The organism is Chryseobacterium sp. MHB01 (assembly GCF_034651565.1).
GTDB lineage: Bacteria > Bacteroidota > Bacteroidia > Flavobacteriales > Weeksellaceae > Chryseobacterium > Chryseobacterium nepalense.
The window spans coordinates 47,361-73,479 of the sequence record NZ_JAYEDA010000015.1; the positions used below are offsets into that span (position 1 = coordinate 47,361).

A 26,119-nucleotide genomic window follows, 5' to 3' on the forward strand; every position below is an offset into this window, starting at 1 on the left:
GTGTTTACTTTTTTTCAGGTACGTAATTAATGATTATTCTTTGGTTTGAATTAAGATACTTTTTAGCAGCATTCTGAAGATCCTGTCTGGTGATAGATCTGTAAATGTCGATTTCTTTGTTGATAAGATTTGTATCGCCCATCAAAACATGATTTGTTGCCAATGAAGCGGCAATTCCCTGGATGCTTGAGTTAGCATTTACAAACTGATTTTCGTATTGGTTCTGAAGTTTTTGATAATCTTCTTCGGAAATCAGAGTCGTCTGAAGTTTTTTAATTTCAGCATCAATATCAGCCTGTAAAGTTGCCTTTGTTGTCTGTCCCATTGGAATTGCGAAAAAAGCGAAGATTCCGTAATCTTCAAGACCCTGATTGAAAGCAGCTACCTGTAATGCTTTTTTGTCCTGATCTACTAATTTTTTATATAGAACAGAAGATTTACCACTGCTCAGATAAGATGAAAGCATGTCTAAAATATAAGCGTCTTTCTCTTTGTTACCCGGTGTTCTGTAAGCAAATACATAAGCCGGAAGCTGGATGTTTGGATCCGTAGCCGTTACCTCTTTTTCCTGAGTAATTGGAGTGTCTTTAGGGAAGTTTTTAGGATAAACCGTTCCTTTAGGAATTCCTCCGTAATATTCCTGAATCCATTTTTTTGTCTGTTCAGGTTTGATATCTCCCGCAACAACTAAAGTAGCGTTGTTCGGAATATAGTATTTCTTATAAAATGCCTGGAACTCTTCAAGTTTTGCAGAGTTCAAGTCTTCCATAGAACCAATCGTAGGCCAGTTGTACGGGTGATTGGTAAATAAATTCTTCTGAATGGTTGTGAAAAGATTTCCATAAGGCTGGTTGTCCATTCTTAATCTTTTCTCTTCTTTTACAACTTCTCTTTGAGTATCAACACCCACCTGGTTGATTACGGCATGACGCATTCTTTCAGCCTCCATCCAAAGACCCAGTTGCTCGTTGTTGGAAGGGAAAGTTTCGTAATAATACGTTCTGTCGTTTGTTGTATTAGCGTTGTTTTGTCCTCCGTTTGAAGAAACTATCTTAAACCAGTCACCTCTTTTAATATTAGGTGTTCCTTCAAATAAAAGGTGCTCGAAGAAGTGAGCAAAACCGGTTCTTCCTTTTACTTCATCCTTTGCACCAACATGGTACATCACACCTGTAGTTACAACCGGTGCCGAATTGTCCTGGTGAAGGATTACATGAAGACCGTTTGGTAAGTCATACTCTTCAAATTTAATTTGTTGCGCATTCAGAGCCATTCCGAAAAATGCCGCTGCTGCAACAGAAAGAAGTCGCTTTTTCATAAAATAGAAATTGTTTTGTCAATTAGTGCCAAATTTACTTTAATTGTTACAATTTTTCCAAGATAATTTTTCAGACCTTAGAATCTGTTTAAATTAAAGGTTTTTATAAACTAAATTTGTGAATTTATCTTTATTATAATTCAAAAATTCGTATTTGGGATTTTAATTGTAACTGTGTGAATATAATTATTTTATAGAATTATATTTTGATGAATTTAATAATTGAGAAATATCTTTTATCAATAAAAAATATTTATATGAAATTTTAAAACATGCGTTTCAAAGTCGTATATTTATTCAAAATACCGCCACTGCGTGGTATTGTTTTATTTTATAGTGTTCGGAATATGAATTATTTTTACAACAAACAATCCTAAATAATGAAAAGCTTTTTAGAGCAAAATGTTTCACAGGAGTCGCTCATTACGCTCTTTAGCCAGGCGCCTGTAGCCATGTGTCTGCTAACCGGTGATAATTTCAGTATCAACAGTGCCAATCCGCAGATGCTGGAAATTTGGGGCAAAGAAGCTTCTGTTATTGGCAGATCTTTATTTGAGATACTTCCTGAAATAATTGAGCAGGGTTTCAAGGAAATTTTAGAAAATGTTTACCGTACAGGAGAAATTTTTAAAGGAAACAAATGGCCTGTATTCTTAGAAAAATATGGTAAATATGAAGAATATTTCTTTACTTTTATTTTTGCTCCGGTTTATAATGACAATAAAAAAATCATCGGAATAAGCATTGTTGCCACGGAAGTTACCGATCAGATCTTTTCAGAAAGAAAACTTAAGGAAAGTGAATACCGCTTTGAACATCTCATCAAAAAATCTGATTATCCCATAGCGATCTACCGTACTGAAGAATTATATATAGAGTTTGCCAATGAACAAATGCTTAAAACCTGGGGTAAAAGCGCTTCTGTAATAGGAATGAAACTGGAAGATGCACTTCCGGAACTTGAGGGACAGCCATTCATCGGTCTCCTGAAAAACATTTTCAAAACCGGAGAAACATATGCATCTAAAGAAGCCAGTGCGGATCTTATGGTAAACGGAAAACTTCAGACATTTTATTATGACTTTTCTTATAAACCACTGAAAAGTCCTACCGGTGAAGTATATGCCATCTTGAACATGGCCGTAGACATTACAGATCTGGTAATGGCAAAAAAAGAAATTCAGGAAAGGGAAAAGAAATTCCGGGATCTTGCAGATTCTATGCCTCAGTTTGTCTGGACCTGCGATACGAAAGGAGAAATTACCTACATGAATAAAAGCTGGTACCGATATACCGGCTCAACGGAAAACGAAAACCAGACCAGTCTTGTGAAAAGGATGATGCGGCCGGAAACCATAGCAAAAGTTGATCAGGTATGGGAAGACTGCATAAAAACAAATACCCCTTTCGTAATGGAATATGAGCTTGAAGATCCTGTGCAGAAAGGAAATTACAGATGGTTCCTCGGAAGAGCAGTTCCTAATTTTGCCGAAAACGGGGAAGTCAATCAATGGACGGGGACTTTTACGGATATTGACGAATTCAAGCAACTCGAAACCCAGAAAGATAATCTTCTGGGAATAGCAAGCCATGAGCTTAAGACACCGCTTACGAGCCTGAAATTATATACCCAGTTCATTAAGAACAATCTTGAAAAAGCAGGTGATCCTAAAAATGCAAATGTTGCCAGAAGAATGGATTATCAGATTGATTTGTTAACGGGACTTATCAACGAATTGCTTGATGTAACCAAAATACAGAAAGGGCAGATGCAGCTTAATGAATCTCTATTTGATTTTGATAAACTGGTGGATGAAGTGGTAGAAGAGCAGCAAATGACTTCAAGACATAAACTTTTTGTAAGCAGATCCGTCGCAATCGGGGATGTTTTTGCAGACCGGCATAGAATATCCCAGGTAATAGCCAACCTTATAAGCAACGCCATCAAATATTCACCGGATGCTGATGAGGTACATATTTCCACAAGCTTACACGGAGATCGGGCGCAATTTAATGTTAAAGATTTCGGGATCGGTATTCCTAAGGATAAACAGTCAAAAGTTTTTGAACAGTATTACCGGATCAGCGGATCAAAAGATTATACATTTTCAGGGCTAGGACTGGGACTTTTTATCTCGGCTGAAATTATAAGAAGGACAGGCGGAGAAATTTTTGTTTCCTCTTCAGAAGGAGAAGGGTCTGATTTTTGCTTCAGAATCCCCAAGTATAAAAATTAATTTAAGTTTATCATGTCTAATGCTGCAAAAATTATGGTAGTGGATGACAGTCCCGCGATTGTTGATTCTATTGAAATGATGCTCGATTTTGAGGGGTTTGAAGTTGCCAAGTTTTATAAAGGTTCGGAAATGTTCAGTGCACTGGATCCTCATATGAAACCTGATGTTATTTTAATGGATATGTGGCTTTCCGGTGAAGATGGCAGAGATTTTTGCAAGCTTATCAAAGCTCATGAACATTTTCAGGACATTCCCGTACTCATCATGTCGGCAAGCCGCGGATTGGAACAGTCTGCGCTTGATGCAGGTGCAGATGAATTTATTGCCAAACCTTTCGATCTGGGAAATATGGTGGAAAGAATCAGGCATTACATAAAATTACCTTAGATAAATTATCATATCTCTTACAACTTCTCTGAAAATTTATAGTTTTAAAGAATTAATTTAACACTATTTACAGTATCATCGAATTTGAATTCTCCATATAATACACTAATTTTGTGTTCCCAAATTTTTTGCAAGCATGGAGGATTATCTGAAAGGACTGAATGAATCACAATTTGAAGCTGTTACCACGTTACAGGGACCGTTAATGGTTCTTGCGGGAGCAGGTTCAGGGAAGACGCGTGTGCTTACCATGCGTATCGCACATCTCATTACAAACGGTGTTGATCCTTTTAATATTTTAGCATTAACCTTTACCAACAAGGCAGCAAAAGAAATGAAGGAACGTATTGCCAAAGTGGTGGGGCAGAGCAATGCAAGAAGTCTCTGGATGGGAACTTTTCACTCGGTTTTTGCAAGGATCCTGAGAAATGAAGCGCACTATCTGGGATATCCTTCCAATTTTACCATTTATGATCAGCAGGATGCCCTGAATGTCATCAAAAAAGTATTGAAAGATATGAATATTGATGCCGATTTGTATAAACCTAAAAAAGTTCAGGCAAGAATTTCTACCTATAAAAATAATCTGATTACCGTAAAGGCTTATTATGCCAATCCCGAACTTATTGAGGCCGACGAAAAGGCCAATATGAAGTTTATTGGGCAGATCTATCAGCGATATGTTGAGCAGTGCTTCAAAAACGGGTCTATGGATTTTGACGACCTTTTGCTTAAAACCAATGAGCTGCTTACCCGCTTTCCGGAAGTGCTGGCTAAGTATCAGGATAGATTCAGGTATATTCTCGTGGATGAGTATCAGGATACCAACCATTCCCAGTACCTTATTGTAAAAGCGTTGGCTTCAAAATTTGAAAATATCTGCGTCGTGGGAGATGACGCACAGTCTATTTACTCTTTCCGTGGTGCCAATATCTATAATATCTTAAACTTTAAAAAAGACTATCCGGACGCAGTAACAGTTTCCCTGGAACAGAATTACCGCTCTACCCAGAACATTGTAAATGCGGCCAATGTGGTTATTGCTAAAAACCTTCAGCAGTTCAAGAAGAATGTTTTCAGTGAAAATGAAGAAGGAGATAAAATCAAGATTTACCGCTCTCTTTCAGATGCCGATGAAGCGAATTTTGTGGCCGGAAATATCTGGGAAACCAGAAACCGTGAACAGAGGAAATACAGTGATTTTGCAATCTTATACCGCACCAACTCCCAGACACGGGCTTTTGAAGATGCGTTAAGGCGTAAGAATATTCCGTATAAAGTATATGGAGGTCTGTCTTTCTATCAAAGGAAAGAGGTAAAAGACCTGATTGCCTACCTTCGGCTTTTGGTGAACGAAAATGATTCTGAAGCATTGATGCGGATTATTAATTATCCTGCAAGAGGAATCGGTGAAACTACTCAGAATAAATTGGTTGTATTTGCCGATGCTCAGAATGTTTCGGTATCGAAAGTATTAGATAATCTTACGATGTATTCACCACATTTAGGCTTTAACAATGGCGTTTTAAATAAGCTCAGTGATTTCTGGTCGATGATTAAAGCATTTCAGGTATTGCTTAAAACAGAAACGGCTTACAGTGTGGCCATGGAAGTTGCCAAAAGGAGCGGACTGATTAAATTCCTAAAAGACGATCAGACACCGGAAGGAATTTCCCGTGTAGAAAACGTTCAGGAATTAATGAACTCCATGCAGGGGTTTATCGAAGAGCAGATGCAGCTGGAAGACGGTGATCCAAGCTTACCGAATTTCCTTGAAAATATTGCCCTATCCGCAGATACCCAAGATAAAAATAATGAAGAAGATATGGTTTCTCTAATGACCATTCACCTTTCAAAAGGGCTGGAATTCCCGGTTGTACACCTGGTGGGTCTGGAAGAAAACCTGTTCCCGAGCTTTATGAGTTCATCTACCAGGGAAGATCTTGAAGAAGAAAGACGTTTGTTCTATGTTGCTCTCACGAGAGCTGAAAAGCAGGCATTTTTCTCATATGCCATTTCACGATTCCAGTGGGGGAAAATTACTGATGCAGAACCGTCAAGATTCCTTAGCGAAATTGATGATATCTATCTGGAATTTGTAAATCCGGCTATTGAAAAACGTTTCATCAATAATTCAGGGGTAAGATCCAATATTTTCGACGAGCATCCGTCTGAAATGAGAAGTTTCAAAAAAGTTGAAAAGAAAACCATCGAAAGAAGCGGAGATTCTAAACCTATCGCCGAACCGAGAAAGCTTAAACCGGTGAGCACTGCAAAAATCATCAATCCGAGCGGCGCATCTTCTCAGGATATAGAAGTAGGTGATAAAGTAAGACACGACCGTTTCGGAATCGGTGAAGTGACTTTCCTGGATGGTACCGATCCTCAGAATATCAAAGCAAAGGTTATTTTCCAGCATGAAGGAGAAAAAAATCTTATTCTGAAATATGCTAAACTAACTAAGATTTAAAAAACAAAAACAGAGGTTTAAAATTTCTGTATTTAATTAGTCTATAAATTTTGTGGACTAATAAATATGCTTTACATTTGCTGCTTCAAATAGTAAAAGAGCAATGTATGAAAAATAAAAAAGCTATACTTTCGGCTTCCGTATTATTTTTCCTGGGAACATTTACCTATGCACAGGAAAAGGATACACTCAAAACAAATAATGTAGAAGAAGTTGTGATCCTGGGTTCCAGAAGTGGAGCGAGGTCCAAAACAGACAGTCCTGTTCCGGTGGATGTGTTTAATATTAAAGAGTCTTCGGTTATTTTACCGCAAACTAATATAGGACAAATTCTTAACGCCATTGCGCCGTCATTTACATCAACCATACAGACTAATGCAGACGGTACCGATCATCTGGACCCTGCACAGCTGAGAGGGCTTGGTCCGGATCAGGTTTTGGTTTTGGTAAACGGAAAAAGAAGGCATACTTCGGCACTTGTAAATGTAAACGGATCACCGGGAAGAGGAACGGTAGGAACAGACCTGAATGCCATTCCGTCTTTTGCCATCAACAGGATTGAAGTTTTAAGAGATGGTGCTTCTGCGCAGTATGGTTCCGATGCGATTGCCGGAGTTATTAATTTAGGCTTAAAAAAAGATACCGGAAAACTCACGGGACAGTTAAGCTATGGCGGAAATCTTACGCCTGCAGCAAATGATCATACCGGAGATTTTGACGGTCAGAATATTCAGGTTGACCTTAATTACGGGAATAAAATCGGGAAAAAAGGAGGTTTCTACAATATTACCTGGACTTCACAGTTCCGGAATCCTACTTTCAGAGCGGGAACGGAAAGCGGAAATATTTTCAATGCCTACAATGCGATTGAGCAGCGTGCTTTAAATAACGGTGTCAATCTTTCTTCACTGTTCAGCAACATCAACAATACGGCAAACTCACAGCAGATTATTAATACGATTCACCAGTATGCGCAGGATGTAAACTATTTTTCCCAGGCTTATCAGAATCAGATCCAGTCGGCAACTACAATTTCTGCATTACAAGGACTTTTGGGCGCCAATGTAACCGATCAGGAGCTGGCTTACCGTGGATTGAACAGAAAAGATTTCAATATGCAGGTGGGACAGTCCAAACTGAATAATCATCAGCTTTTCGCCAATATTGAAGTGCCGTTGAATGACAACTGGAAAGTTTATACTTTTGGCGGTTACAGCTTCAGGCACGGTACTTCCGGAGGCTTCTACAGAAGACCCAACCAAAGCAGAACCTTTACGGGATTATACCCGAATGGATATCTGCCGCAGATCGGGACCGATATTCAGGATCTTTCTCTTTCTGCAGGAATTAAAGGAAACTGGAAAGGCTGGAATGTTGATTTCAGCAATACGTTCGGACATAATTCTTTTAATTATGACATCAAAAATACAGGGAACACCTCTTTACGATTTAATTCTCCAAATGAATTTGATGCAGGAGGGCTGAGGTTTTCCCAAAACACCATTAATCTGGATTTTTCAAAAAAATATGATGTTTGGAGCGGGATCAACATCGCATTCGGTGCAGAACATCGTTATGAAAACTTTAAAATAACACCAGGAGAAGAAGCCTCCTATTCAGCGTATGATATCAATGGTAATTTACAGACGGCTGCTACTCCGAATAATTTGAAGCCTACTGACTTCTTTGGGAATCTCCTTCCGGGCGGATCGCAGGTTTTCGGAGGTTTCAGGGCTGCAAATGCGGTCGATAAAAACCGACAGGCCGTGGCAGGATATGCCGATTTTGAATTCAACTTTACCGACTGGCTTTTGGCTGATGCCGCAGTGCGCTATGAAAATTATTCAGATTTCGGATCTACATTTAATTATAAATTGGCTTCAAGAATTAAGCTTGATGATAATCTCAACTTCAGGTTTGCAGGTTCTACAGGTTTCAGGGCGCCTTCTATTCATCAGATTTATTATAATGTAACTTCTACATTATTTACCAACGGACAGCTTCTGGAAGTGGGAACTTTCAGCAATGATTCCAGAATTGCCAATTTATTGGGAATCCCAAGCCTGAAACAGGAAACCTCAAAATCAGCGAGTGTGGGATTTACTTATAAAATTCCTTCTGCGAACCTGAGTTTTACAGCAGACGGATATTTTACCAGAATTGATGACCGAATTGTTCTTACAGGACAGTTCACAAGAGCTGCTGTTTCTCCGCAGGCTCAGGCTGCTTTTGATGCTGCAGGTGTAAATGCAGCCCAGCTTTTTGCCAATGCAATAGATACCGAAACGAAAGGATTGGATGTGGTAATCAGTCATAACATTAGATTCTCAGGTTTAAAACTTGATAATAATTTTGCAGTCAACCTCAACAAAACCAAAAAAGTGGGTGATATCCATTCCTCAGGTTCTTTACAGTCCCCGAGCTTAGAAAATATCTATTTTTCCGAAGCTTCAAGAATTTACCTGGAAGAAGCCGTACCGAGAGTAAAAGCAAGTTTATCCAATCAGCTTAGTTTTGGAAAGGCCATTTTCTATCTTAGAAATACCTATTTCGGTAAAGTGACCAGCCCGGATATTATCGACGCCAATGGAGACGGGATTGTTTCTCCTAATGAACACCAGGAAATTACCGACAAAATCATTACCGATGTGTCTTTAGCATACCAGTTTACTAAGAATATCGGTCTTACAGCAGGGGTGAACAATCTGTTTGATATTTATCCCACTAAAAATCTCCCTGCGTCCAGTAATAATGACCAGTTTATCTATTCCCGGTCAACCTCACAGTTCGGGCAAAACGGAAGGTTTGTGTTTACAAGACTTAATTTTAATTTTTAAGCCTGCTTTTATACTGAATTTACAATGAATCCGGATATTCCGGGTTCATTTTTTATATAACTGGACTTCAATTTGTATCTTTAAACCATCAAATAAAGTTGACAATGAAAAGGATTCTGATATTTTTAGTTTTTACACTGTTTTCAGTACCGTTTTTTTCACAGGAATACCGTACCGAAAACAATATTCATTATTATGATGAAAAAACGAATGCATCTGATGTTTACATCAACGAAAGATGCGTTCTGGATCTATATGTTCCTAAAAATACTAAAAACTTTTCCACGGTAATCTGGTTTCATGGCGGAGGAATCACAGGTGGAGAAAAAGAAATTCCCGAAGCTTTAAAAAATAAAGGGATTGCCGTGATTGGTGTTAATTACAGGCTTTCGCCAAAAGTAAATGCTCCCAAGTATATTGAAGATGCAGCAGCAGCTACGGCCTGGGTTTTTAATAATATTAAAAGATACGGAGGTGATGAAAGCAAAATTTTTATTTCCGGACATTCAGCCGGAGGCTATCTTGCGATTATGGTAGGACTAAATAAAATGTACCTCAATACCTATGGAATTGATGCCAATAAGCTTGCCGCAATCGTTCCCTTCAGCGGACAAATGATATCCCATTTTACCATAAGAAAAGAGAAAGGGATTGATGAACTGGATGCCAGAATTGATGAATATGCACCGCTTCATTTCATTAGGGCAGATGCACCGCCGTTGCTTCTCATAACCGGTGACCGTGAAAAAGAACTGTTGGGAAGGTATGAAGAAAATGCGTACATGGCCCGTATGATGAAACTGAAAGGCCATAAGGAAACCACATTGTACGAACTTCAGGGATTCGATCACGGAGGAATGGCCCTGCCTGCTTTTCCTTTATTGCTTAATGAAATCAAAAGAGTTGAAAAACTGAAAAAATAAACATTTAATAAATAGTTGAACAGTAGCTTTGCAAATTATTTGCAAAGTTTTTTTGTCCTTTCAAATGGGATTAAAATTTATTTCGGTATGGGAATTTTCTACAACAATGCACTTTGTGATATTTATATTGGAAAAAATGCGGGCGCAAAGATGCTGCAGGACATCAGGAATGCTCAGGAAAATGTGAAAATTGTTTCTCCTTATCTTTCACCTTTTTTAATTAAAGAGCTTATTTACCTTCATTCTAAAGGAATTAAGATCCGGTTGATTACCAGTGATGAAATCGAGGACTTTTACGGGTATGACAAAAATATTCACAAGCTTATTATCCAGCATAGACATGTTGATGAAAAAGCACAGCAAAAAAGGAATGATCTTATAAGCCTTTCAGGAACGCTGCTTTTTGCGATGATCGGATTAGGCCTTATTTTGCTTGCATTAATGTATTTTTTAAATAATGTAACCTTTGCCTACGGTTTTATTATGATTGTTCTGATGTTTTTGGTAAGAGATTCGGTCGTTAAGAAAATAAAAAAAACCAAGATTTATCATTATACTTATAAACAGCTGTTTCCGTTTAAAGTATATGTTTCCCCCACTCATGGAAACGATACTCATAAAACCTTTATTCATAGTAAAATTTACATTATTGATGATGAGATCGCTTATTTGGGTTCTCTTAATTTTACGGGAAGCGGCGTGAAAGACAACCACGAAACCAGAATCAGAACTACCGATCCGAACGCTGTTGCAAAAATAATAGAAGAAATGAAAGAAATCTTTTATCATTCTAATCTGCCTGAAAGAGATATCCAGTTTTGGGGAAGCCAGCTGTATGATGAACCGGATAATTAAGGCGAGATGTGAATTTGTTGCACAGGTAATTGTGAATTAATATAAGATGAAATTATTATCGAACTTTTAAATTCACTGCAAAGCAGATTGACCATTCACCATCACCTTTAATCAATCACTGCGTTAATTTTCTGCCACAGAATGTCATCAAAATCAGATAAAGCAAGATTTACATTATCCGCGGCATCGCCCATTCTTATGATGACTATTTTTTTACCGGGAACCACATAGATTTTCTGGTCATTTTTTCCTAACGCACAAAACAGATCATCCGGCGCGCTGGGAATCAGTTTTCCATTAAACTGAAATTGGGTCTGCGGAAGATGGTAACTCGATTTGCCGTTGAGCCACCAAAGATATCCGTAAGCTAAATTGATATTCTGGGAAGTATTGGTTGCGTTTTGAAAATAGGCGGAGTTAATGATCTGGTTTCCGTTCCAGTTACCATTGTTTAAAGCCATTAATCCGAAACGGGCCATGCTTCTAGTTGTACTCCAGTAAACACTGTTGTCACCGCTTTGGATCCAGTTTCCGGTCATTCCTATTTTATCCCTCAGTTTAGCGTTGAAATATTGGGTCCAGGTTTGTCCTGTCGCCGCCGCAACAACATCCTGAAGTTTAACATATACATTATGATACGCCCAACGAGTTCCTGCGTCAGCCTTATATTTTAAATTGGCAGGACTTACATCATCACCCAGGCTGTCATCCAGTCCGGAAGTCATGGAGAGGAGATTTTTGCAGGTAATTAAATTTTCCTTGGCTAAAGGCGCGCTCGTCCAGCCGGTTCCGATATAAGCTGAAACTTTGTTGTTAATATTTAAAAAACCTTCCTGCTCTGCAATTCCGGTAAGGGTGGATGTTAAGGTTTTTCCGGCACTCGCCCAATACCAGGGGGTAGTAGCAGTATGTCCAGAAAAATAATTTTCCATTACAATTCTGCCGTTCTGCAGAATGATAAAGCTTTTAGAATTTTTGGTCTGAAGATAATTCAGCAGATCCTTAACTTTATCCTGATGCCAACCTAAGGAAGAAAGAGATTTTGTTTCCCATACATCACTTCCGGACGGTGGGAAATACATGGCTTCTGTGAATGCAGGATTTTCAGTTTGTGTATTTTCAGTTTCCGAATTATTCGGGCTACAGGCGATTAAGGAGAAGCATGCGTAAATAAAGAGTACAGGTTTTAATTTCATCTCAAATGGTTTTACATTCATACCTTTGATGAACGGATACCACATTAGTTAAAATTAAATCTGAAATTTACTTTTGATGCATCATGATAAAACTTACATTTCGTCGGTAAGTTGATCCAGATAAGCTTTATCTGTTGTTCCAAAGCCATGAATTCCGCCTTCTACAACAATTAACTGGTTCTCAATATTATTTTTTTTGAGCTTTTTCACCAGTCTCTTAGAATGTTTTAAAGGAGCCACTTTGTCTTTGTTTCCGTGAAGGATAAAAGTGGGAACGCCATCCTCGGTATCATTTACTGGAGAAACGGTCTCTAGATAATCGATCGCCTTTCTTTTTTCCTTATTGATATTGTAACCGGAAATTCCATAAACGAGTTTTTCCCGGATTTCTACAATCGGTTTAAAAAAGAGCCCGACAATGGATACCGGAACTTTTCCTAATCTGGTGTGCAGAAGCTTATTCAAATCAGTCGGACCGAAATTATCGACCACATAATTTACTTTCGCGGAATATCCTGAAAGTTCAGGGCTTCCGGTATATTGGGTGTCATCAGTATATGCCGCAAGCAGCGACAGGTGCGCACCGGATGAAACTCCAAAATATCCTATATTTTCCGGATCAAAATCATACTTTTCTGCATTTTTTCTTACCCAGCGCACAGCATCTTTGGTATCTTCAATAGGTAAAGGAAAATGTATCTTATCGCTTACCAGTGTATATTCGATGCTGATGACAGCGAAGTTTTTTTCAACCAATTTTGCTATGAAATTTTCAATATAATTGTTAGCCCTTACGATCTTGTCGCCTTTTGCCCAGGCTCCACCATGTACATAAATTACTACTGGCAATTTTCCGGATCTTGGAGTTTTAGGTCTGTATATATCTAATGAAACCGGTGTTCCCACACTGTTTGTCTTGTATATAATATTTTGAGAGAAAAGTGTTTTTTCCGGGAGCAATGTACTGGGAGGAATTTTTGTTTCCGGCAGATCCTGGGCATAACTGATTTGATAGAAACTTAAGAAGAAAACAAAAAGCAGGTTTATCATAAACCTGCTGAATAATGTATGGTTCGTGGAAAAGTTCATAGAATATATTATTGCTTAGTTATTCATTCTCAAACCCCTCAAAAACTTTACCAAAAAAATGCTGTTTTAACTGCTCTTAAAGAATAAGCTCATCAAAGAGCTTTTCAAACGTCTTCTCAAGATCTTTTGATTTTCCCGGATGAGGTCTTGAAGTCTGTACAACAGAACTTCGTACTGCTGTCAGCCAGCGAAAACGTTCCGGGATATCCAGCTTTGCAATAGGTCCGCCTTCCTGATCTCCGTCTGCTATTTTCTGGAAACTTTTAAGATTTTGAATAATATCATCATAATCAAGCTTGCTTCGCATTAACCTGAATTTATCCGGACACAGATAATAACCCACCCTGATATATTTTTCTTTTTTAGAGAACATGATCAGCCCGATGTTGAAAAACTCTTCTCTTTCAACCTTTGGAACCAAGCGTATTACAGCGTATTCGTAAATTTTATCCTCTTGCATTTTTGGCTTCGTTTAAAAAGATTTCAGAATGTTCCAGTCTTGTTTTCAGGAAATTAAAATAAATTTCACGGATTTCTTCCGGGCTTTCATCAGCATCTTCCCAATGCAGCCAGTTTTCCGGGATAAGGTTTACAATTTCCCTGAAAATATTTTCGTTCAGATGCTCTTTTGCAAATCGGTCTGCTTCATCCAGCTGTGTAGCCTGAGGCAGAAGAACGTGATCCTTAACGTATTTAAAAGGTGTTTTTGCAGCAGTATCAAAATTCTGCCAGGAATGATGGAAGTAAAAGGATGCACCATTATCAATCACCCATAATTCTTTATGCCACATCAAAAGATTGGTATTCTTGAAAGTACGGTCGATATTAGTAATGAAAGCATCCAGCCAAACGATTTTTGATGCCAGCAGCGGATCGATTTTTACACTCGGATCGTAAGCAATAGATCCGGACAGATAATGTAACCCGAGATTCAGACCTTCAGAAAATTTCAGCAGGTCCTGAATTTCTTCATCTGCTTCAGTCCTTCCGAAATCGACGTCGAGGTTTACAAAAACCAGCTCGGGAATCTGTAATCCTAAAGCTTCGGTGATTTTTCCGCCTAAAAGTTCAGAAATCAGCATTTTAACACCGTGACCCGCGCCACGGAATTTTAAAACATATTTAAAATCATCATCAGCTTCTGCCAGAGCGGGGAGAGAACCTCCTTCCCGAAGAGGCAGGATGTAACGCATGACCGTGACTGTTCTTAAATTCAACATACCGCAAAAATAAGATTTTTACTTTGTGTTTATTTCTATTTATACTATTTTTAGGTAAAATAATCTCACTGTTAAATTTATCTTATATATGTCTTTTTAAAAAAGTCGGGAAATTTTTCGAGTTTGAGATATTTAAAGTTTAAAAAAGTAAAAATGGAGATCACAAAAAAGCAGAATATTATTATTTCAAACCCTGAAACCAAAGATTTTCTTGCGGATGCATTTTATCCCGAAGAAGAAAAACAATTACCACTTGTTATTTTTGTACACGGCTATAAAGGCTATAAAGACTGGGGTGCGTGGGATTTAATGGCGGAGAAATTTTCTGAAGCAGGATTTTTCTTTGTTAAATTTAATTTTTCGCATAACGGAACTACTATTGAAGATCCCCATAATTTTGCTGATCTTGAGTCATTTGGGAACAATAATTATTCAAAAGAACTTTCTGATCTTGGCGTGGTCATAGATTATTTTAGTAAACATGAGAAAGTTGATGATCATAAAATTATTCTAATAGGCCATAGCAGGGGAGGAGGAATTTCTATCATTAAAACTTATGAAGATGAGAGAATTAATGGATTGATCACGCTTGCCAGTGTCGATACACTGGATCGCTTTCCCAAAAATGAAGCCTTTGAGCAATGGAAAAATGAAGGCATTTATTATGTTGTCAACGGAAGAACCAAACAGGAGATGCCACACTACTATCAATTTTATGAAGATTATGAAAAAGATATTCATCGTTTTGATGTTGAAAGAGCAACTGAAATGGCTAAGGCACATTTTCTGATTATTCATGGAACTAATGATGAAAGCGTAAGCGTGAAAAATGCTGAGCATCTTCATCTTCTGCATCCGAATTCCGAACTTTATTTAATAGAAAATGCTGACCATACGTTTGGCGCAAAAGAACCGTGGGAAGAAATCTCGCTGCCTGTATATTTAAATAATGCAGTTGAAAGATGTATTGACTTCATTAATGAAAAAATAGTCAATGAATAACAATAACATAAAAAGCCAGAAGTAAAGAGAAAGGTTACTATTCTTTTAAGGCTGTGAAATTTCTGGCTTTTGCTATATTTATTTTATTAAAATTTTCCAGGCTTCATCAATTTTGCTTTCCAAAAGAAGCAGCTGTGCACTCTTATGGATGGTTTCGTCGGAATGAAAATTCCCTTCTGGTAAAACTTCTATATTAGCCAACATTCCCAAATCGTTTCCTGTAAATACTTTACTGAATTTAATTTCATCAGGAAGAAGATCAAAGCCAATTCCTTTTGTTACAAGAGGTTTTGGAACTTCAAAAAGATTACTTTCGTTATTTCTTGAGTACCAGTTGCTTCCTAAGCGTGCAACCATATCGAGTTTTGCCTGATCTAGATTTCCTTCTTCATTAAGGTATTCTTCCCTGATATGAATTTTCTGCACTTCACAAATCACTAGATTTCCTGCACCGCCTTTGTCTCCTAATGGTTTTACTTCTAAAACCTTACATTCAAAATTGACAGGGCACTCTTCAACCAGTTTTGGGGTAACCAGATCAGCATCTTTCATGGTCAGCCCGGATTTAATGAATTCATTTACACCGTCCCCATATTCGGTAGAGGCTAATGAAATTTGCTGTACAATCGGAAAATTTACAGTTCCTATAACGACTTCAGAAACCTTAAGGATATTTTCCAGGGTATGTTTTGTTGTATTGTCGCGCACTCTTCTCGATGGTGAAAAGATCAAAATCGGAGGAACCGTACTGAACATATTAAAGAAACTGAACGGCGATAGATTGCTGTTACCATTTTCATCTACCGTGGAAGCCAGGGCAATCGGCCTCGGTGAGATAGCAGTCTGCATTACGGTCTGCAGCTGTACTGGAGTTATTTCGGATGGGATGAGTGTTTTCATTTTTTTATTAACCACAAAAGTCACAAAAGTTTTATGAAAATAATTTTAAATCTTTTCAAGATCACAAAAGCATATCGTAATATTTATTTACAAAAGTTTCATGTCCATTATGATATAAATTTTTACATTAAAATTACCAATATGCCTTTGGGTTTTTCATTAAGTTAATATAATTTAAAACTTGTGCACGGTGAATTTCTTTCAGTTCTGAAACTGCTTTTAATTCAAGTACAATTAAATCTTCAATTAAAAAATCACAAAAGAAGTCACATTCAAGATTTTTACCTTTATAAATAATAGGAATTTTAAACTCTGACTTAAATTCAAGCTGTCTTAATTTAAGTTCTTCTTCTAGACATTTATGATATACACTTTCCAATAATCCGGCTCCTAAAATTTTGTGAACTTCTATGCAAGCGCCATTAATCTTGTAAGTTAAATCAGTTAAATCAGCTTGTGTGATCATTAAAGCTTTTGTGACTTTTGTGGTTAAACTATTTTGCTGGAATAATTTTACCCGAAACTTCACCGAAACCAACACGAATCCCGTCTTTTTCAGCCCATGCTTTCATGGTAACGGTATCATTGTCATTGATGAATTTTCTTTCTTCGCCGTTGCTTAAAGTGATTGGATTCTGTCCTCTCCACGTCAGTTCAAGCATAGAACCGAAAGATTTCGGGTCGCTTCCCGAAATAGTTCCGCTGGCGTACATATCACCCACCTCAACATTACATCCGTTTACGGTATGATGTGCCAGCTGCTGGGTCATATTCCAGTACATGTGTTTGTAATTGCTCTCGCAGATCAGATTTTGTTCGCCGTTTTCAGGCTGAATGTATACTTCAAGATTGATGTCGTAGTTTTTATCACCTTCAAATTGTAAATATTCCAATACTTCAGGATCCTGTTCTGGAGAAGCAGTTCTGAACGGTTCCAGCGCTTCCAGAGTAACTACCCACGGAGAAACCGAAGACCCGAAATTTTTAGCCAAAAATGGTCCTAATGGAACATATTCCCAAGATTGAATATCTCTAGCCGACCAGTCGTTGAAAATTACCATTCCAAAAATTGCGTCTTCGGCATCTTTTGTAGAAATACTTTCGCCCATCTCTGTATTTTTGTTAATGATGAATGCCATTTCCAGTTCAAAATCTAGCTGTTTGCAAGGACCGAATACCGGTTTTTCAACATCGGCAGGTTTCATCTGGCCTTTTGGTCGGTTGATTTCCGTTCCTGACACAACGATTGACGAAGCTCTTCCGTGATATCCTACAGGAAGATGTTTCCAGTTGGGCAATAAAGCATTGGCAGGATCCCTGAACATTTTACCAACGTTCGTTGCATGCTCGATGCTGCTGTAAAAATCCGTGTAATTCGGGATGTGTACCGGCATCATCATTTTTACTTTATCCAAATCATAAAATGCTTCTTCAATAGTCTTTTCATCTTTGGAAAGTATAGAATCCTCCTTCAGCAGTTCCTGGATTTTCAATCGGACCGCATTGGTTATCGGTTTTCCAAGTTCGATAAATTCGTTTAAAGTATACGCTTCAAATACATTGTCTATAAGACCTTCGATTTCTTCAAAATAACCGTAGTCATAAAGCGTGGCAAGGTCTACAACCTGGTCACCGATTCTCGTACAGCAGCCGATATATTCTTTGTTGAAAACGGCAACACCGAAAGGGATATTATGTATAGAGAAGTCTGAATCTGCGGAATATTCTACAAATGATTTCATAATTTAGAGTTTAGGTGGATTTATATCAAAATCCGTTACGATTTTTAATTAAAATAATTTTGAATTGATTCTGAGTTTTGCTTACTCAAAAATTTCAAAGTATTTATTTTTTTGATTTAGATTTGTTAACAGAAAGGGACGCTTCATCAATCCATCTGGCTTTTGTATTGACATCAATAAGATAGAGAATATTGTCCTGTTTTGTTAAAAGTAATGTCTTGGTAAGCGGGATAGGTACTTTCTTATTCTCGAGCATGTCTGCCCTAAGAGAAATAATGTTTTTCTTTCTAATAACATCTCCCGAGAAAACATTGGAAGTACTCTTTCCGGTTGCTTTGTCGTCAAATACTTCTACGTAAGTGGCTTTATTTCCCTTGATAATAATAAAATCCCTTTCCATATGGTCTGCCTCATCTTTGATGAAAACAAATTTTTTATCGTCAATATTTACGGATTCCAGATTCTGGTTAACGCCTGATCTTTCTTCAAGCCGGGTAAGAATCTGATCCATTGTTCCGTACTGTGCTTTTGCAGTACATATTGTTCCGGCAAATAAAATTGCTAATAATGTTTTCCTCATAATGATGTGCTTATAAAAAAGTTTTGTCAAGACTTTCGATCCTGACAAAACTTTATATTGTTATTAAAATTAAAGATTTCCTCTTCTTTCCTGTTCTCTTTCCAGCGCTTCGAACAATGCTTTGAAGTTTCCTGCTCCGAAGCTTTGTGCACCGTGTCTTTCAATGATTTCAAAGAAAAGAGTAGGGCGGTCTTCCACAGGTTTTGTAAAGATCTGTAATAAATACCCTTCTTCATCATGATCAATAAGGATGCCTAACTCCTGAAGTTTCTTAAGATCCTCATCAATATGTCCCACTCTTTCAGGAACCATATCGTAATAAGCTTCTGGCGGAGCGGAAAGGAATTCCACACCACGTCTCTTCAGTTCTGTTACTGTATGGATAATATCTTTTGTTGCTACCGCAATATGCTGTACGCCTTCTCCCTCATAGAAATCAAGATATTCTTCTACCTGAGATTTCTTTTTCCCTTCAGCCGGTTCGTTGATCGGGAATTTTGCGTATCCGTTCCCGTTTGACATTACTTTAGACATCAGCGCAGAATATTCTGTATTGATCTGTTTGTCATCGAAAGAAAGGATGTTTACGAATCCCATTACTTTTTCATACCATTCTACCGTTGGAACCATTCTGTTCCAGTCTACATTTCCTACACAGTGATCTACATATAATAGGCCTGCTTCTTCAGGTTTGTAGTCACTTTCCCATTTTTCGTAACCCGGCATGAAAGGACCTGTATAGTTTTTTCTTTCGATGAACATGTGTACGGTTTCTCCATATGTATAGATTCCGGACATTCTTACTTCACCGTTTTCATCGGTAATTGTCATCGGTTCCAGATACGGTTTACCTCCTCTTTTGGTTGTTTCTTCGAATGCTTTATAAGCGTCATCCACCCAAAGTGCCAAAATTTTAACTCCGTCACCATGCTTTTTTACGTGTTCGTTTATCGGGGAATCAGATTTTAATCCAGTGGTAAGCACCAATCTGATTTTTCCCTGCTGAAGAACGTATGAAGCACGATCTCTCACGCCGGTTTCAGGACCGGCATATGCTACAGACTGGAAACCGAAAGCGGTTTTATAATAATGCGCAGCCTGTTTTGCATTTCCTACATAGAACTCAATGTAATCTGTACCGTTAATCGGTAAAAAATTCTCTGCTTGAGCAATTTTTTCGGCAAATGTAAGTGTTGACATATTTCTATTTTTACTTTTATATATTGTTTGCAAATTACAAAATTTTGCGAAACTTTTAAAATTGAAAACAAACAGTTGTTAGTTAAATTTTAATAAAAACAAAATGCGAGAATTTTATTTTTAAACTGCAAAAGAAATAAAAAATTATTACGCTTAAAAAGACTGTCAAAAGTTTACAAAATCAGTAGTAAGTGCAAAAATTGATTTTAATGTTTAAATCTTTCGTAGGCAGCCCTTTCCAGCATTTCCCGGTCATCAGGATGCGCGATGCTGATGAGCTCCTGCGCTCTTTGCTTTAAATTTTTACCATACAAATACGCAGTTCCGTACTCTGTAACCACCCAGTGAATATGTCCTCTTGTCGTTACAACTCCCGCACCCGGCTTTAAATAAGGTACAATCCTGGAAACTCCTTTTTTTGTTCTTGAAGTTATGGCAATGATCGGTTTTCCGTCTTCGCTTAATGCGGCCCCTCTCATAAAATCCATCTGTCCGCCGATCCCGCTGTACTGCATGGTTCCGATGGAATCTGCACAGACCTGCCCGGTAAGATCGATCTCAATAGCTGAGTTAATGGCTACCATTTTTTTATTTCTCATGATATTGATCGGGAAATTTACCGTACTTACATCATCAAATGAAAAAACCGTATTGTCATCTACATAATCATAAAGCTTTCTGGTCCCGAAGCAAAAACTGGTAATGGTTTTATTATCGTTATAACCTTTATATTTATTGTTGATGACATCATTTTGAATCAAATCAACCACCCCGTCGCTCAGCATTTCGGTATGTACACCAAGGTCTTTGTGATTTCCCAGGCATTTTAAAACTGCATCAGGAATCGTCCCGATACCCATTTGTAAAGTAGAACGGTCTTCGATAAGTTCGGCTACATTTTTTCCGACCTCCATTTCTTCAGGGCCTACTTTTGATCCGTAATCAACGGTTGGAAGCTCTTCTTCATGCCATACGAGTTTGTTTATTCTGCTGATATGAATCATTCCGTCACCGTGGGTTCTCGGCATTAGAGGATTAACAATTGCTACAATAATTTTTGCTGTGTCTACAGCTGCTCTGGCAACATCTACGGAAGTTCCCAAAGTACAGAATCCATGCTTATCGGGTGGTGAAACGGTAATTAAAGCAACATCCAGCGGAAGAATGTTTTTTCTGAAAAGAATCGGAATTTCACTTAAAAAAACAGGAACAAAATCTCCTCTGTCTGAATTGACAGCGTCTCTTACCGGTGAAGAAACAAACAGGGAATTGACAAAAAATTTATCTTTATACTGAGGTTTGGCAATTTCAACATTTCCTTGCTGGGTTATGGAAACCATTTCCACATTTTCCAACCGGTGGGATTGTCTTGCCAGTTCATCAATAAGATGGTTGGGTGTACATGCACTTCCGTGGAAAAATACGCGGTTTCCGCTCTTAATGGTATAAATGGCTTCCTCTGCACTGATATAATTGTACATATTGATTTTTTTATAAATTTTTCTCTGACTTAAAGATAGGTTTAATTGTTTTTATTAATACCGAATATGTAAAGATTTTTGTCATGTTTTGGCCGGATTAAATCAATAAAAAAAACCGATGGAGGTGCATCGGTCTTATATAGGTTTAAATTATGTGCTTCTTATTTTTTTTAAATTACTCCTGAGAACGGTCTTCCATCGTTTTGTCCTGTTCTTCTAGCCACGAGGTTTTATAAGACGGATCTTCCACTTTTAAAGCTTCTTCCGTGATTTTAAGTGGTTTGAAAGGATCGACCATCACCGCGTATTCTTCGGTGAATTTTTTCCCGATGCTTCTTTCCATCGCTCCGGGATGCGGCCCGTGAACAATTCCTCCCGGATGGAGCGTGAAATCCATCAGATCAATATGATTCCTGCTCATGAAATCGCCTTCTGTATAGAATAAAACTTCATCAGAATCGATATTGGAATGGTTATAAGGAGCAGGAATGGCCAGCGGATGGTAATCGTACATTCTTGCACAGAATGAACACACCACAAAGTTATGGCCTTCAAAATTCTGGTGAACCGGAGGTGGCTGGTGAATTCTTCCCGTAATCGGTTCAAAATTTTTGATGTTGAATTTATAAGGATAAAAATAACCGTCCCAGCCTACAACATCGAATGGATGCGTGGCATAAATAAAATCGGTAATCTGGTTTTCCTTTTTTACTTTAATTAAAAATTCTCCTTTTTCATCTTTCGGTTCCACGAAAGTTGGTGCAACGATATCTCTTTCACAAAATGGAGAATGTTCCAGCAGCTGGCCAAACTCATTTCTGTATCTTTTCGGGGTGTAAATCGGAGAGTGGCTTTCCAAGACGAAGAAAACAGTATCTTCAGAATTAAGTTCTACCTGATAAATCGTTCCTCTCGGGATAATTAAATAATCACCTACAGAAAATTCAAGGTTGCCGACAAATGTTTTGAGGATGCCGCTTCCATTATGCACAAATAGAAGTTCGTCACATTCTGCATTTTTATAAAAATAATCTGTGGATTTCCTCGGTTTGGAAAGCCCCATTTTAAGGTCATTATTGACCATGAGAAATTTTCTGCTGTCTAAAAAATCATCTTCAGGCATTACATTCATCCCCTTGAACATTCTTGGTGTTACATTTTTGGCAACAGCAATTTTGGGCGTTACATCTTTGGCTTCACCAATGGATTTGATCTGAGTAGGCCGATGAATGTGATACAATAAAGAAGAAATTCCATGAAAACCTTCCGTTCCGAAAAGCTGTTCATAGTAAAATTTATCTTCCGGAGATTTGAAAATCGTATGTCTTTTTTGGGGAATATTTCCCGACTGATGATATCTCATTTTACTTTTATATGTCGTTTTTCAAATGTAATACTTTTTCATGAATTGAATTTAAACAATATTCGGAGAAGAGTTTTGTAATTAAAAAATAATTGTTAGTTTTGTCTAACAATTTTAATTTCATGAGACGAATACTATATTTTTTGTTCTTTTTACCGATCTGGTGCTTTTCCCAAAATACTGACAGCCTGGAAATGAAATCTTCCGGTGAGCAGGATGTGTTAAAAGTTTTACCTGAAACCGTAAAAACACAGAATATTGATGATGTCATTATTACAGGAACAATAAAGCCGGTAAGCAGATCAAAAAGTCCGGTAGCCGTAGAGATTTACAGCCAAAAGTTTTTCCAAAAAAATCCTACGCCGAACATTTTTGAAGCTATTTCTATGGTGAACGGTGTTAAACCCCAGCTTAACTGTTCAGTCTGCAATACGGGAGATATTCATATTAACGGTCTTGAAGGTCCTTATACCATGATTTTAATTGATGGAATGCCGATCGTAAGTTCACTTTCCACCGTGTACGGACTGAGCGGAATACCAAACAGTCTGGTGGATAGGATTGAAGTGGTAAAAGGTCCGGCTTCTTCTATTTATGGTTCTGAAGCAATGGGAGGTGTCATTAATATCATTACCAAAAATGCGCTGACTGCACCGAAATTGAGCGTTGATCTTATGACGACCACATGGAGCGAAAATAATGTAGATCTTTCCACAAAATTTAATTTCGGTAAGAATATCGCTTCTTTATTAAGTCTGAATTATTTTAATTTCGAGAAAAGATTTGACGAAAATAAAGACAACTTTACGGATGGGGCATTGCAGAACCGAGTTTCAATTTTTAATAAATGGAATTTTGTACGTAAGGAAAACCGTCAGGCCAGTTTTGCATTGCGGTATTTATATGAAGACCGCTTCGGGGGAGAAATGCAGTGGAACCGCAGCTACCGGGGAAGTGATGTAATTTACGGCGAAAGTATTTACACCAGCCGGGTAGAAGCATTTGGGATCTATCAGTGGCCTGTAAAAGAAAATATTATCACTCAATTTTCATATAATTTTCATGATCAGAATTCATTTTACGGGAATAATCCTTTTACAGCAAAACAGGAGGTACTATTTGTGCAGACTTTCTGGGATAAAAAATTCGGAAATCATGATCTTACTGCAGGATTTACCTTCAAAAGAACATTTTATGACGACAATACGCCGGGAACTTTATCTTCTGACGGTTTTACAAATGCGCCCATGAAATCTCCTATATTCGGAATTTTTGTGCAGGATCAATGGGAGGTTAATGATAAAAATACGATATTGATAGGATATCGGTTTGATTATGATAAAGTTCATCATGCGGTACACTCGCCCCGTTTTGCGTGGAAATTCTCTCCCAATCCTTATCATGCGCTGCGGTTTAATTTCGGGACTGGATTTCGTGTCGTGAATCTTTTTACTGAAGATCATGCCGCACTTACCGGTTCGCGAGAAGTGTTTATTCAGTCTGATTTAAAACCGGAAAAATCGGTTAACGGAAACCTGAATTACATCTGGAAAATTCCCGCAGGAAAAAGTCTGATCAATCTCGATGCTTCCGCTTTTTATACCTATTTCAGCAATAAGATTGTAGGAGATTTTGATACTGATCCTGAAAAGATTATTTATGATAATCTGAATGGCTACGGAATTTCAAGAGGTGCATCACTGAATGTAGATTACATTTTCAATTTTCCTTTGAGTGTTGGTTTAGGAATTACATACCTTGATGTTTACCAGAAATTTGATGATGAGAAAGAGAAATCGCAGCAACTTCACGCTCCGAAATGGAGTGGCACCTATAATATAACGTATAAATTTGCAGGTAATTTTGTTATAGACTTTACAGGACAGTTTTACGGACCGATGAGGTTGCCTGTTTTACCGAATGACTATCGCCCGGAATATTCACCGTTTTATACGCTGGCAAATATTCAGGTTTCGAGGGCTTTTAAATCCGGATTTGAAGTGTATTGCGGAGTCAAGAATCTGTTTAATTTTACCCCGAAAGATCCTTTGATGAGACCGTTTGACCCTTTCGACAGGTATGTGGATGATCCCGTAACCAATCCTAATCGTTATACTTTTGATACCACATACGGATATGCTCCGATGCAGAAAATAAGAGGCTTTTTGGGAATTAAATATATTTTGAAATAACAATTATAATTGAATATTAAAAGTTTTGACGCAAAGATTATATTAAAACTGATCATTTTTTAGAAGGCAAAGGCAAATAAATTTGCTACGCGAAGCTTGGACCGGTCACTTAATTAAATTAATTCTTTGTTTCATTTAATGAGAAAGGAAATTGGATGTTTCAAGTTTAAAATAAGATTAACCGCAAAAGAAGCAAAAGAATTATTTTAAAAATCTAAAAAAAGGTTCAAATCTTTTGTCTCTTTTGCGGTAGAAAAAATAATGTAATGAAAAGTTTAACAATATTTTTATTTTTAATGCTAGTGCCTTCTTTTTGTCTTTCACAGATAAAAACAGGCACTTTTTCGGATTTGGAAGTTCCGCAGAAAGAAAATTCCAAACCCGTTATTATTCATATATATACAAGTTGGTGCCAGGTTTGTAAGATTGAATTTTTTGAATTGAATAAAGATAAAGATCTGGTAAAATTAATCAATGAAAATTTTCATTTCATCAATTTTGAGGCGGAAAAAATGAAAGAGCCCATTCGTTTTCAGGGAGAAGAATTTAATTATGTATCCAATGGAAATTCCGGAATCCATGAGTTAGTTTTGGCATTATCTAAAAATAAAAGTCAGCCTGTTTATCCGCTGTGGATTATTTTGGATGTCAATGGAAATTTGGCTGAATACCATGAGGGATTATTTACCCCTGAAAAGATGAAGAAAAAGCTTGATGAGATTTTGGATTTCTAAATTCCCGCAGATTTCGCTGATCACTCGGATTTGGTTTAATCTTATCTCATAGCTGTCATCCTGAAAGGATCTAAACAATATTTTTAAGAGTAAAAAGATGTTTGGAGACTATTATGTTAATATAATTCCGGCAGATCTCCCGGGTTTCGCAGATTTTTTCATTTAAATTATTATTTCATGGTTGTCATCCTGAAAGGATCTAACAATATATTTAAACACTGTGGTTTTGTATGGTAAAATCAAGGTCCTTGCACAACAAAAATAGCTCCCGCAGATTTTAAGATTTATCTTCCAAAATTGATTGCTAAATTTATAGTATGCTATATTTGGATCCTTTCAGGATGACAAATTTAGTGGATATTTGAAGCGGGTATGATGCAGTTAACAAACTTA

At 37.5% G+C, this 26,119-nt stretch carries 21 protein-coding genes; 9 read left to right on the forward strand and 12 right to left on the reverse strand.

Going from position 1 to position 26,119, the window contains the following annotated elements; genetic code table 11:
• Positions 1 to 4: 4 nt before the first annotated feature.
• On the reverse strand, positions 5 to 1,318 hold the full coding sequence (locus U9K52_RS18690) for a M16 family metallopeptidase (RefSeq protein WP_248394546.1): 1,314 nt from the start codon (positions 1,316 to 1,318) through the stop codon (positions 5 to 7).
• 380 nt (positions 1,319 to 1,698) lie between these two features.
• Here U9K52_RS18690 and U9K52_RS18695 point away from each other — a divergent pair, with 380 nt between their 5' ends.
• From U9K52_RS18695 to U9K52_RS18720, 6 genes are all read left to right on the forward strand, one after another.
• On the forward strand, positions 1,699 to 3,555 hold the full coding sequence (locus U9K52_RS18695; RefSeq protein ID WP_322927721.1) for a PAS domain S-box protein: 1,857 nt from the start codon (positions 1,699 to 1,701) through the stop codon (positions 3,553 to 3,555).
• A 12-nt stretch (positions 3,556 to 3,567) separates the two neighbouring features.
• Positions 3,568 to 3,942, forward strand: a complete 375-nt coding sequence (locus U9K52_RS18700; RefSeq protein WP_248394544.1) for a response regulator transcription factor — start codon at positions 3,568 to 3,570, stop codon at positions 3,940 to 3,942.
• Between the two features lie 136 nt (positions 3,943 to 4,078).
• On the forward strand, positions 4,079 to 6,412 hold the full coding sequence (locus U9K52_RS18705) for an ATP-dependent helicase (protein WP_263602465.1): 2,334 nt from the start codon (positions 4,079 to 4,081) through the stop codon (positions 6,410 to 6,412).
• A 107-nt stretch (positions 6,413 to 6,519) separates the two neighbouring features.
• Positions 6,520 to 9,249 carry a TonB-dependent receptor plug domain-containing protein gene (locus tag U9K52_RS18710; RefSeq protein ID WP_322927722.1) on the forward strand — a complete coding sequence of 910 codons (2,730 nt, stop codon included), beginning with the start codon at positions 6,520 to 6,522 and terminating at the stop codon, positions 9,247 to 9,249.
• A 104-nt stretch (positions 9,250 to 9,353) separates the two neighbouring features.
• Positions 9,354 to 10,172, forward strand: coding sequence for an alpha/beta hydrolase (locus U9K52_RS18715; RefSeq protein WP_322927723.1), 819 nt, complete (start codon positions 9,354 to 9,356; stop codon positions 10,170 to 10,172).
• Between the two features lie 87 nt (positions 10,173 to 10,259).
• The gene (locus U9K52_RS18720; protein ID WP_322927724.1) at positions 10,260 to 11,027 is read left to right on the forward strand and encodes a phospholipase D family protein; all 768 of its coding nucleotides are present in this window, start codon (positions 10,260 to 10,262) and stop codon (positions 11,025 to 11,027) included.
• A 107-nt stretch (positions 11,028 to 11,134) separates the two neighbouring features.
• Here the strand turns inward: U9K52_RS18720 and U9K52_RS18725 are convergent, their stop codons facing one another.
• The 4 genes from U9K52_RS18725 to U9K52_RS18740 all read right to left on the reverse strand — a co-directional run bounded on the left by U9K52_RS18725 (position 11,135) and on the right by U9K52_RS18740 (position 14,532).
• The gene (locus tag U9K52_RS18725) at positions 11,135 to 12,223 is read right to left on the reverse strand and encodes a serine hydrolase (protein ID WP_322927725.1); all 1,089 of its coding nucleotides are present in this window, start codon (positions 12,221 to 12,223) and stop codon (positions 11,135 to 11,137) included.
• A 93-nt stretch (positions 12,224 to 12,316) separates the two neighbouring features.
• A complete protein-coding gene (locus U9K52_RS18730) occupies positions 12,317 to 13,312 on the reverse strand; it encodes an alpha/beta hydrolase (RefSeq protein ID WP_322927726.1) in 996 nt (331 codons plus the stop codon).
• A 76-nt stretch (positions 13,313 to 13,388) separates the two neighbouring features.
• On the reverse strand, positions 13,389 to 13,772 hold the full coding sequence (locus U9K52_RS18735; protein WP_263602470.1) for a DUF3037 domain-containing protein: 384 nt from the start codon (positions 13,770 to 13,772) through the stop codon (positions 13,389 to 13,391).
• Complete coding sequence (locus U9K52_RS18740) at positions 13,759 to 14,532, reverse strand: HipA family kinase (RefSeq protein WP_263602471.1); 774 nt, start codon at positions 14,530 to 14,532, stop codon at positions 13,759 to 13,761. The genes U9K52_RS18735 and U9K52_RS18740 overlap by 14 nt, the downstream gene beginning before the upstream one ends.
• Positions 14,533 to 14,685: 153 nt before the next feature.
• Here U9K52_RS18740 and U9K52_RS18745 point away from each other — a divergent pair, with 153 nt between their 5' ends.
• Positions 14,686 to 15,534 carry an alpha/beta hydrolase family protein gene (locus U9K52_RS18745; RefSeq protein ID WP_263602472.1) on the forward strand — a complete coding sequence of 283 codons (849 nt, stop codon included), beginning with the start codon at positions 14,686 to 14,688 and terminating at the stop codon, positions 15,532 to 15,534.
• Positions 15,535 to 15,612: 78 nt separating this feature from the next.
• On the opposite strand, the gene U9K52_RS18750 is transcribed toward U9K52_RS18745, so the two are convergent.
• From U9K52_RS18750 to U9K52_RS18780, 7 genes are all read right to left on the reverse strand, one after another.
• Entirely contained in the window at positions 15,613 to 16,434 is an 822-nt protein-coding gene (locus U9K52_RS18750) for a flavin reductase family protein (RefSeq protein ID WP_263602473.1), read from the reverse strand.
• A gap of 133 nt (positions 16,435 to 16,567) precedes the next feature.
• A complete protein-coding gene (locus U9K52_RS18755) occupies positions 16,568 to 16,900 on the reverse strand; it encodes a GxxExxY protein (protein ID WP_263602474.1) in 333 nt (110 codons plus the stop codon).
• Positions 16,901 to 16,928: 28 nt separating this feature from the next.
• A complete protein-coding gene (gene fahA, locus U9K52_RS18760; RefSeq protein WP_322927727.1) occupies positions 16,929 to 18,176 on the reverse strand; it encodes a fumarylacetoacetase in 1,248 nt (415 codons plus the stop codon).
• Between the two features lie 103 nt (positions 18,177 to 18,279).
• Positions 18,280 to 18,756 (reverse strand): hypothetical protein, encoded by a 477-nt coding sequence (locus U9K52_RS18765; protein ID WP_322927728.1) that lies wholly within the window; start codon positions 18,754 to 18,756, stop codon positions 18,280 to 18,282.
• Between the two features lie 69 nt (positions 18,757 to 18,825).
• Complete coding sequence (hppD, locus tag U9K52_RS18770) at positions 18,826 to 19,956, reverse strand: 4-hydroxyphenylpyruvate dioxygenase (protein WP_263602476.1); 1,131 nt, start codon at positions 19,954 to 19,956, stop codon at positions 18,826 to 18,828.
• Positions 19,957 to 20,162: 206 nt separating this feature from the next.
• Positions 20,163 to 21,437: an acetyl-CoA hydrolase/transferase family protein gene (locus tag U9K52_RS18775; RefSeq protein WP_248394528.1), complete on the reverse strand. Its 1,275-nt coding sequence runs from the start codon at positions 21,435 to 21,437 to the stop codon at positions 20,163 to 20,165.
• Positions 21,438 to 21,612: 175 nt separating this feature from the next.
• A complete protein-coding gene (locus tag U9K52_RS18780; protein WP_322927729.1) occupies positions 21,613 to 22,800 on the reverse strand; it encodes a homogentisate 1,2-dioxygenase in 1,188 nt (395 codons plus the stop codon).
• 122 nt (positions 22,801 to 22,922) lie between these two features.
• Here U9K52_RS18780 and U9K52_RS18785 point away from each other — a divergent pair, with 122 nt between their 5' ends.
• Positions 22,923 to 24,992: a TonB-dependent receptor plug domain-containing protein gene (locus U9K52_RS18785; protein WP_322927730.1), complete on the forward strand. Its 2,070-nt coding sequence runs from the start codon at positions 22,923 to 22,925 to the stop codon at positions 24,990 to 24,992.
• A 266-nt stretch (positions 24,993 to 25,258) separates the two neighbouring features.
• Entirely contained in the window at positions 25,259 to 25,726 is a 468-nt protein-coding gene (locus tag U9K52_RS18790) for a redoxin domain-containing protein (protein ID WP_248394525.1), read from the forward strand.
• Positions 25,727 to 26,119 lie beyond the last annotated feature (393 nt).

What these genes read in the sequence shown, in the direction of transcription:
- U9K52_RS18745 (WP_263602472.1), top strand. Translation starts at nt 14,686, where the DNA reads ATGGAGATCACAAAAAAGCAGAATATTATTATTTCAAACCCTGAAACC.
- U9K52_RS18775 (WP_248394528.1), bottom strand. Translation starts at nt 21,437, where the DNA reads ATGTACAATTATATCAGTGCAGAGGAAGCCATTTATACCATTAAGAGC.
- U9K52_RS18700 (WP_248394544.1), top strand. Translation starts at nt 3,568, where the DNA reads ATGTCTAATGCTGCAAAAATTATGGTAGTGGATGACAGTCCCGCGATT.
- U9K52_RS18710 (WP_322927722.1), top strand. Translation starts at nt 6,520, where the DNA reads ATGAAAAATAAAAAAGCTATACTTTCGGCTTCCGTATTATTTTTCCTG.
- U9K52_RS18780 (WP_322927729.1), bottom strand. Translation starts at nt 22,800, where the DNA reads ATGAGATATCATCAGTCGGGAAATATTCCCCAAAAAAGACATACGATT.
- U9K52_RS18715 (WP_322927723.1), top strand. Translation starts at nt 9,354, where the DNA reads ATGAAAAGGATTCTGATATTTTTAGTTTTTACACTGTTTTCAGTACCG.
- U9K52_RS18695 (WP_322927721.1), top strand. Translation starts at nt 1,699, where the DNA reads ATGAAAAGCTTTTTAGAGCAAAATGTTTCACAGGAGTCGCTCATTACG.
- U9K52_RS18765 (WP_322927728.1), bottom strand. Translation starts at nt 18,756, where the DNA reads ATGAGGAAAACATTATTAGCAATTTTATTTGCCGGAACAATATGTACT.
- U9K52_RS18705 (WP_263602465.1), top strand. Translation starts at nt 4,079, where the DNA reads ATGGAGGATTATCTGAAAGGACTGAATGAATCACAATTTGAAGCTGTT.
- U9K52_RS18750 (WP_263602473.1), bottom strand. Translation starts at nt 16,434, where the DNA reads ATGAAAACACTCATCCCATCCGAAATAACTCCAGTACAGCTGCAGACC.
- hppD (WP_263602476.1), bottom strand. Translation starts at nt 19,956, where the DNA reads ATGTCAACACTTACATTTGCCGAAAAAATTGCTCAAGCAGAGAATTTT.
- U9K52_RS18755 (WP_263602474.1), bottom strand. Translation starts at nt 16,900, where the DNA reads ATGATCACACAAGCTGATTTAACTGATTTAACTTACAAGATTAATGGC.
- U9K52_RS18725 (WP_322927725.1), bottom strand. Translation starts at nt 12,223, where the DNA reads ATGAAATTAAAACCTGTACTCTTTATTTACGCATGCTTCTCCTTAATC.
- U9K52_RS18690 (WP_248394546.1), bottom strand. Translation starts at nt 1,318, where the DNA reads ATGAAAAAGCGACTTCTTTCTGTTGCAGCAGCGGCATTTTTCGGAATG.
- fahA (WP_322927727.1), bottom strand. Translation starts at nt 18,176, where the DNA reads ATGAAATCATTTGTAGAATATTCCGCAGATTCAGACTTCTCTATACAT.
- U9K52_RS18790 (WP_248394525.1), top strand. Translation starts at nt 25,259, where the DNA reads ATGAAAAGTTTAACAATATTTTTATTTTTAATGCTAGTGCCTTCTTTT.
- U9K52_RS18730 (WP_322927726.1), bottom strand. Translation starts at nt 13,312, where the DNA reads ATGAACTTTTCCACGAACCATACATTATTCAGCAGGTTTATGATAAAC.
- U9K52_RS18785 (WP_322927730.1), top strand. Translation starts at nt 22,923, where the DNA reads ATGAGACGAATACTATATTTTTTGTTCTTTTTACCGATCTGGTGCTTT.
- U9K52_RS18735 (WP_263602470.1), bottom strand. Translation starts at nt 13,772, where the DNA reads ATGCAAGAGGATAAAATTTACGAATACGCTGTAATACGCTTGGTTCCA.
- U9K52_RS18740 (WP_263602471.1), bottom strand. Translation starts at nt 14,532, where the DNA reads ATGTTGAATTTAAGAACAGTCACGGTCATGCGTTACATCCTGCCTCTT.
- U9K52_RS18720 (WP_322927724.1), top strand. Translation starts at nt 10,260, where the DNA reads ATGGGAATTTTCTACAACAATGCACTTTGTGATATTTATATTGGAAAA.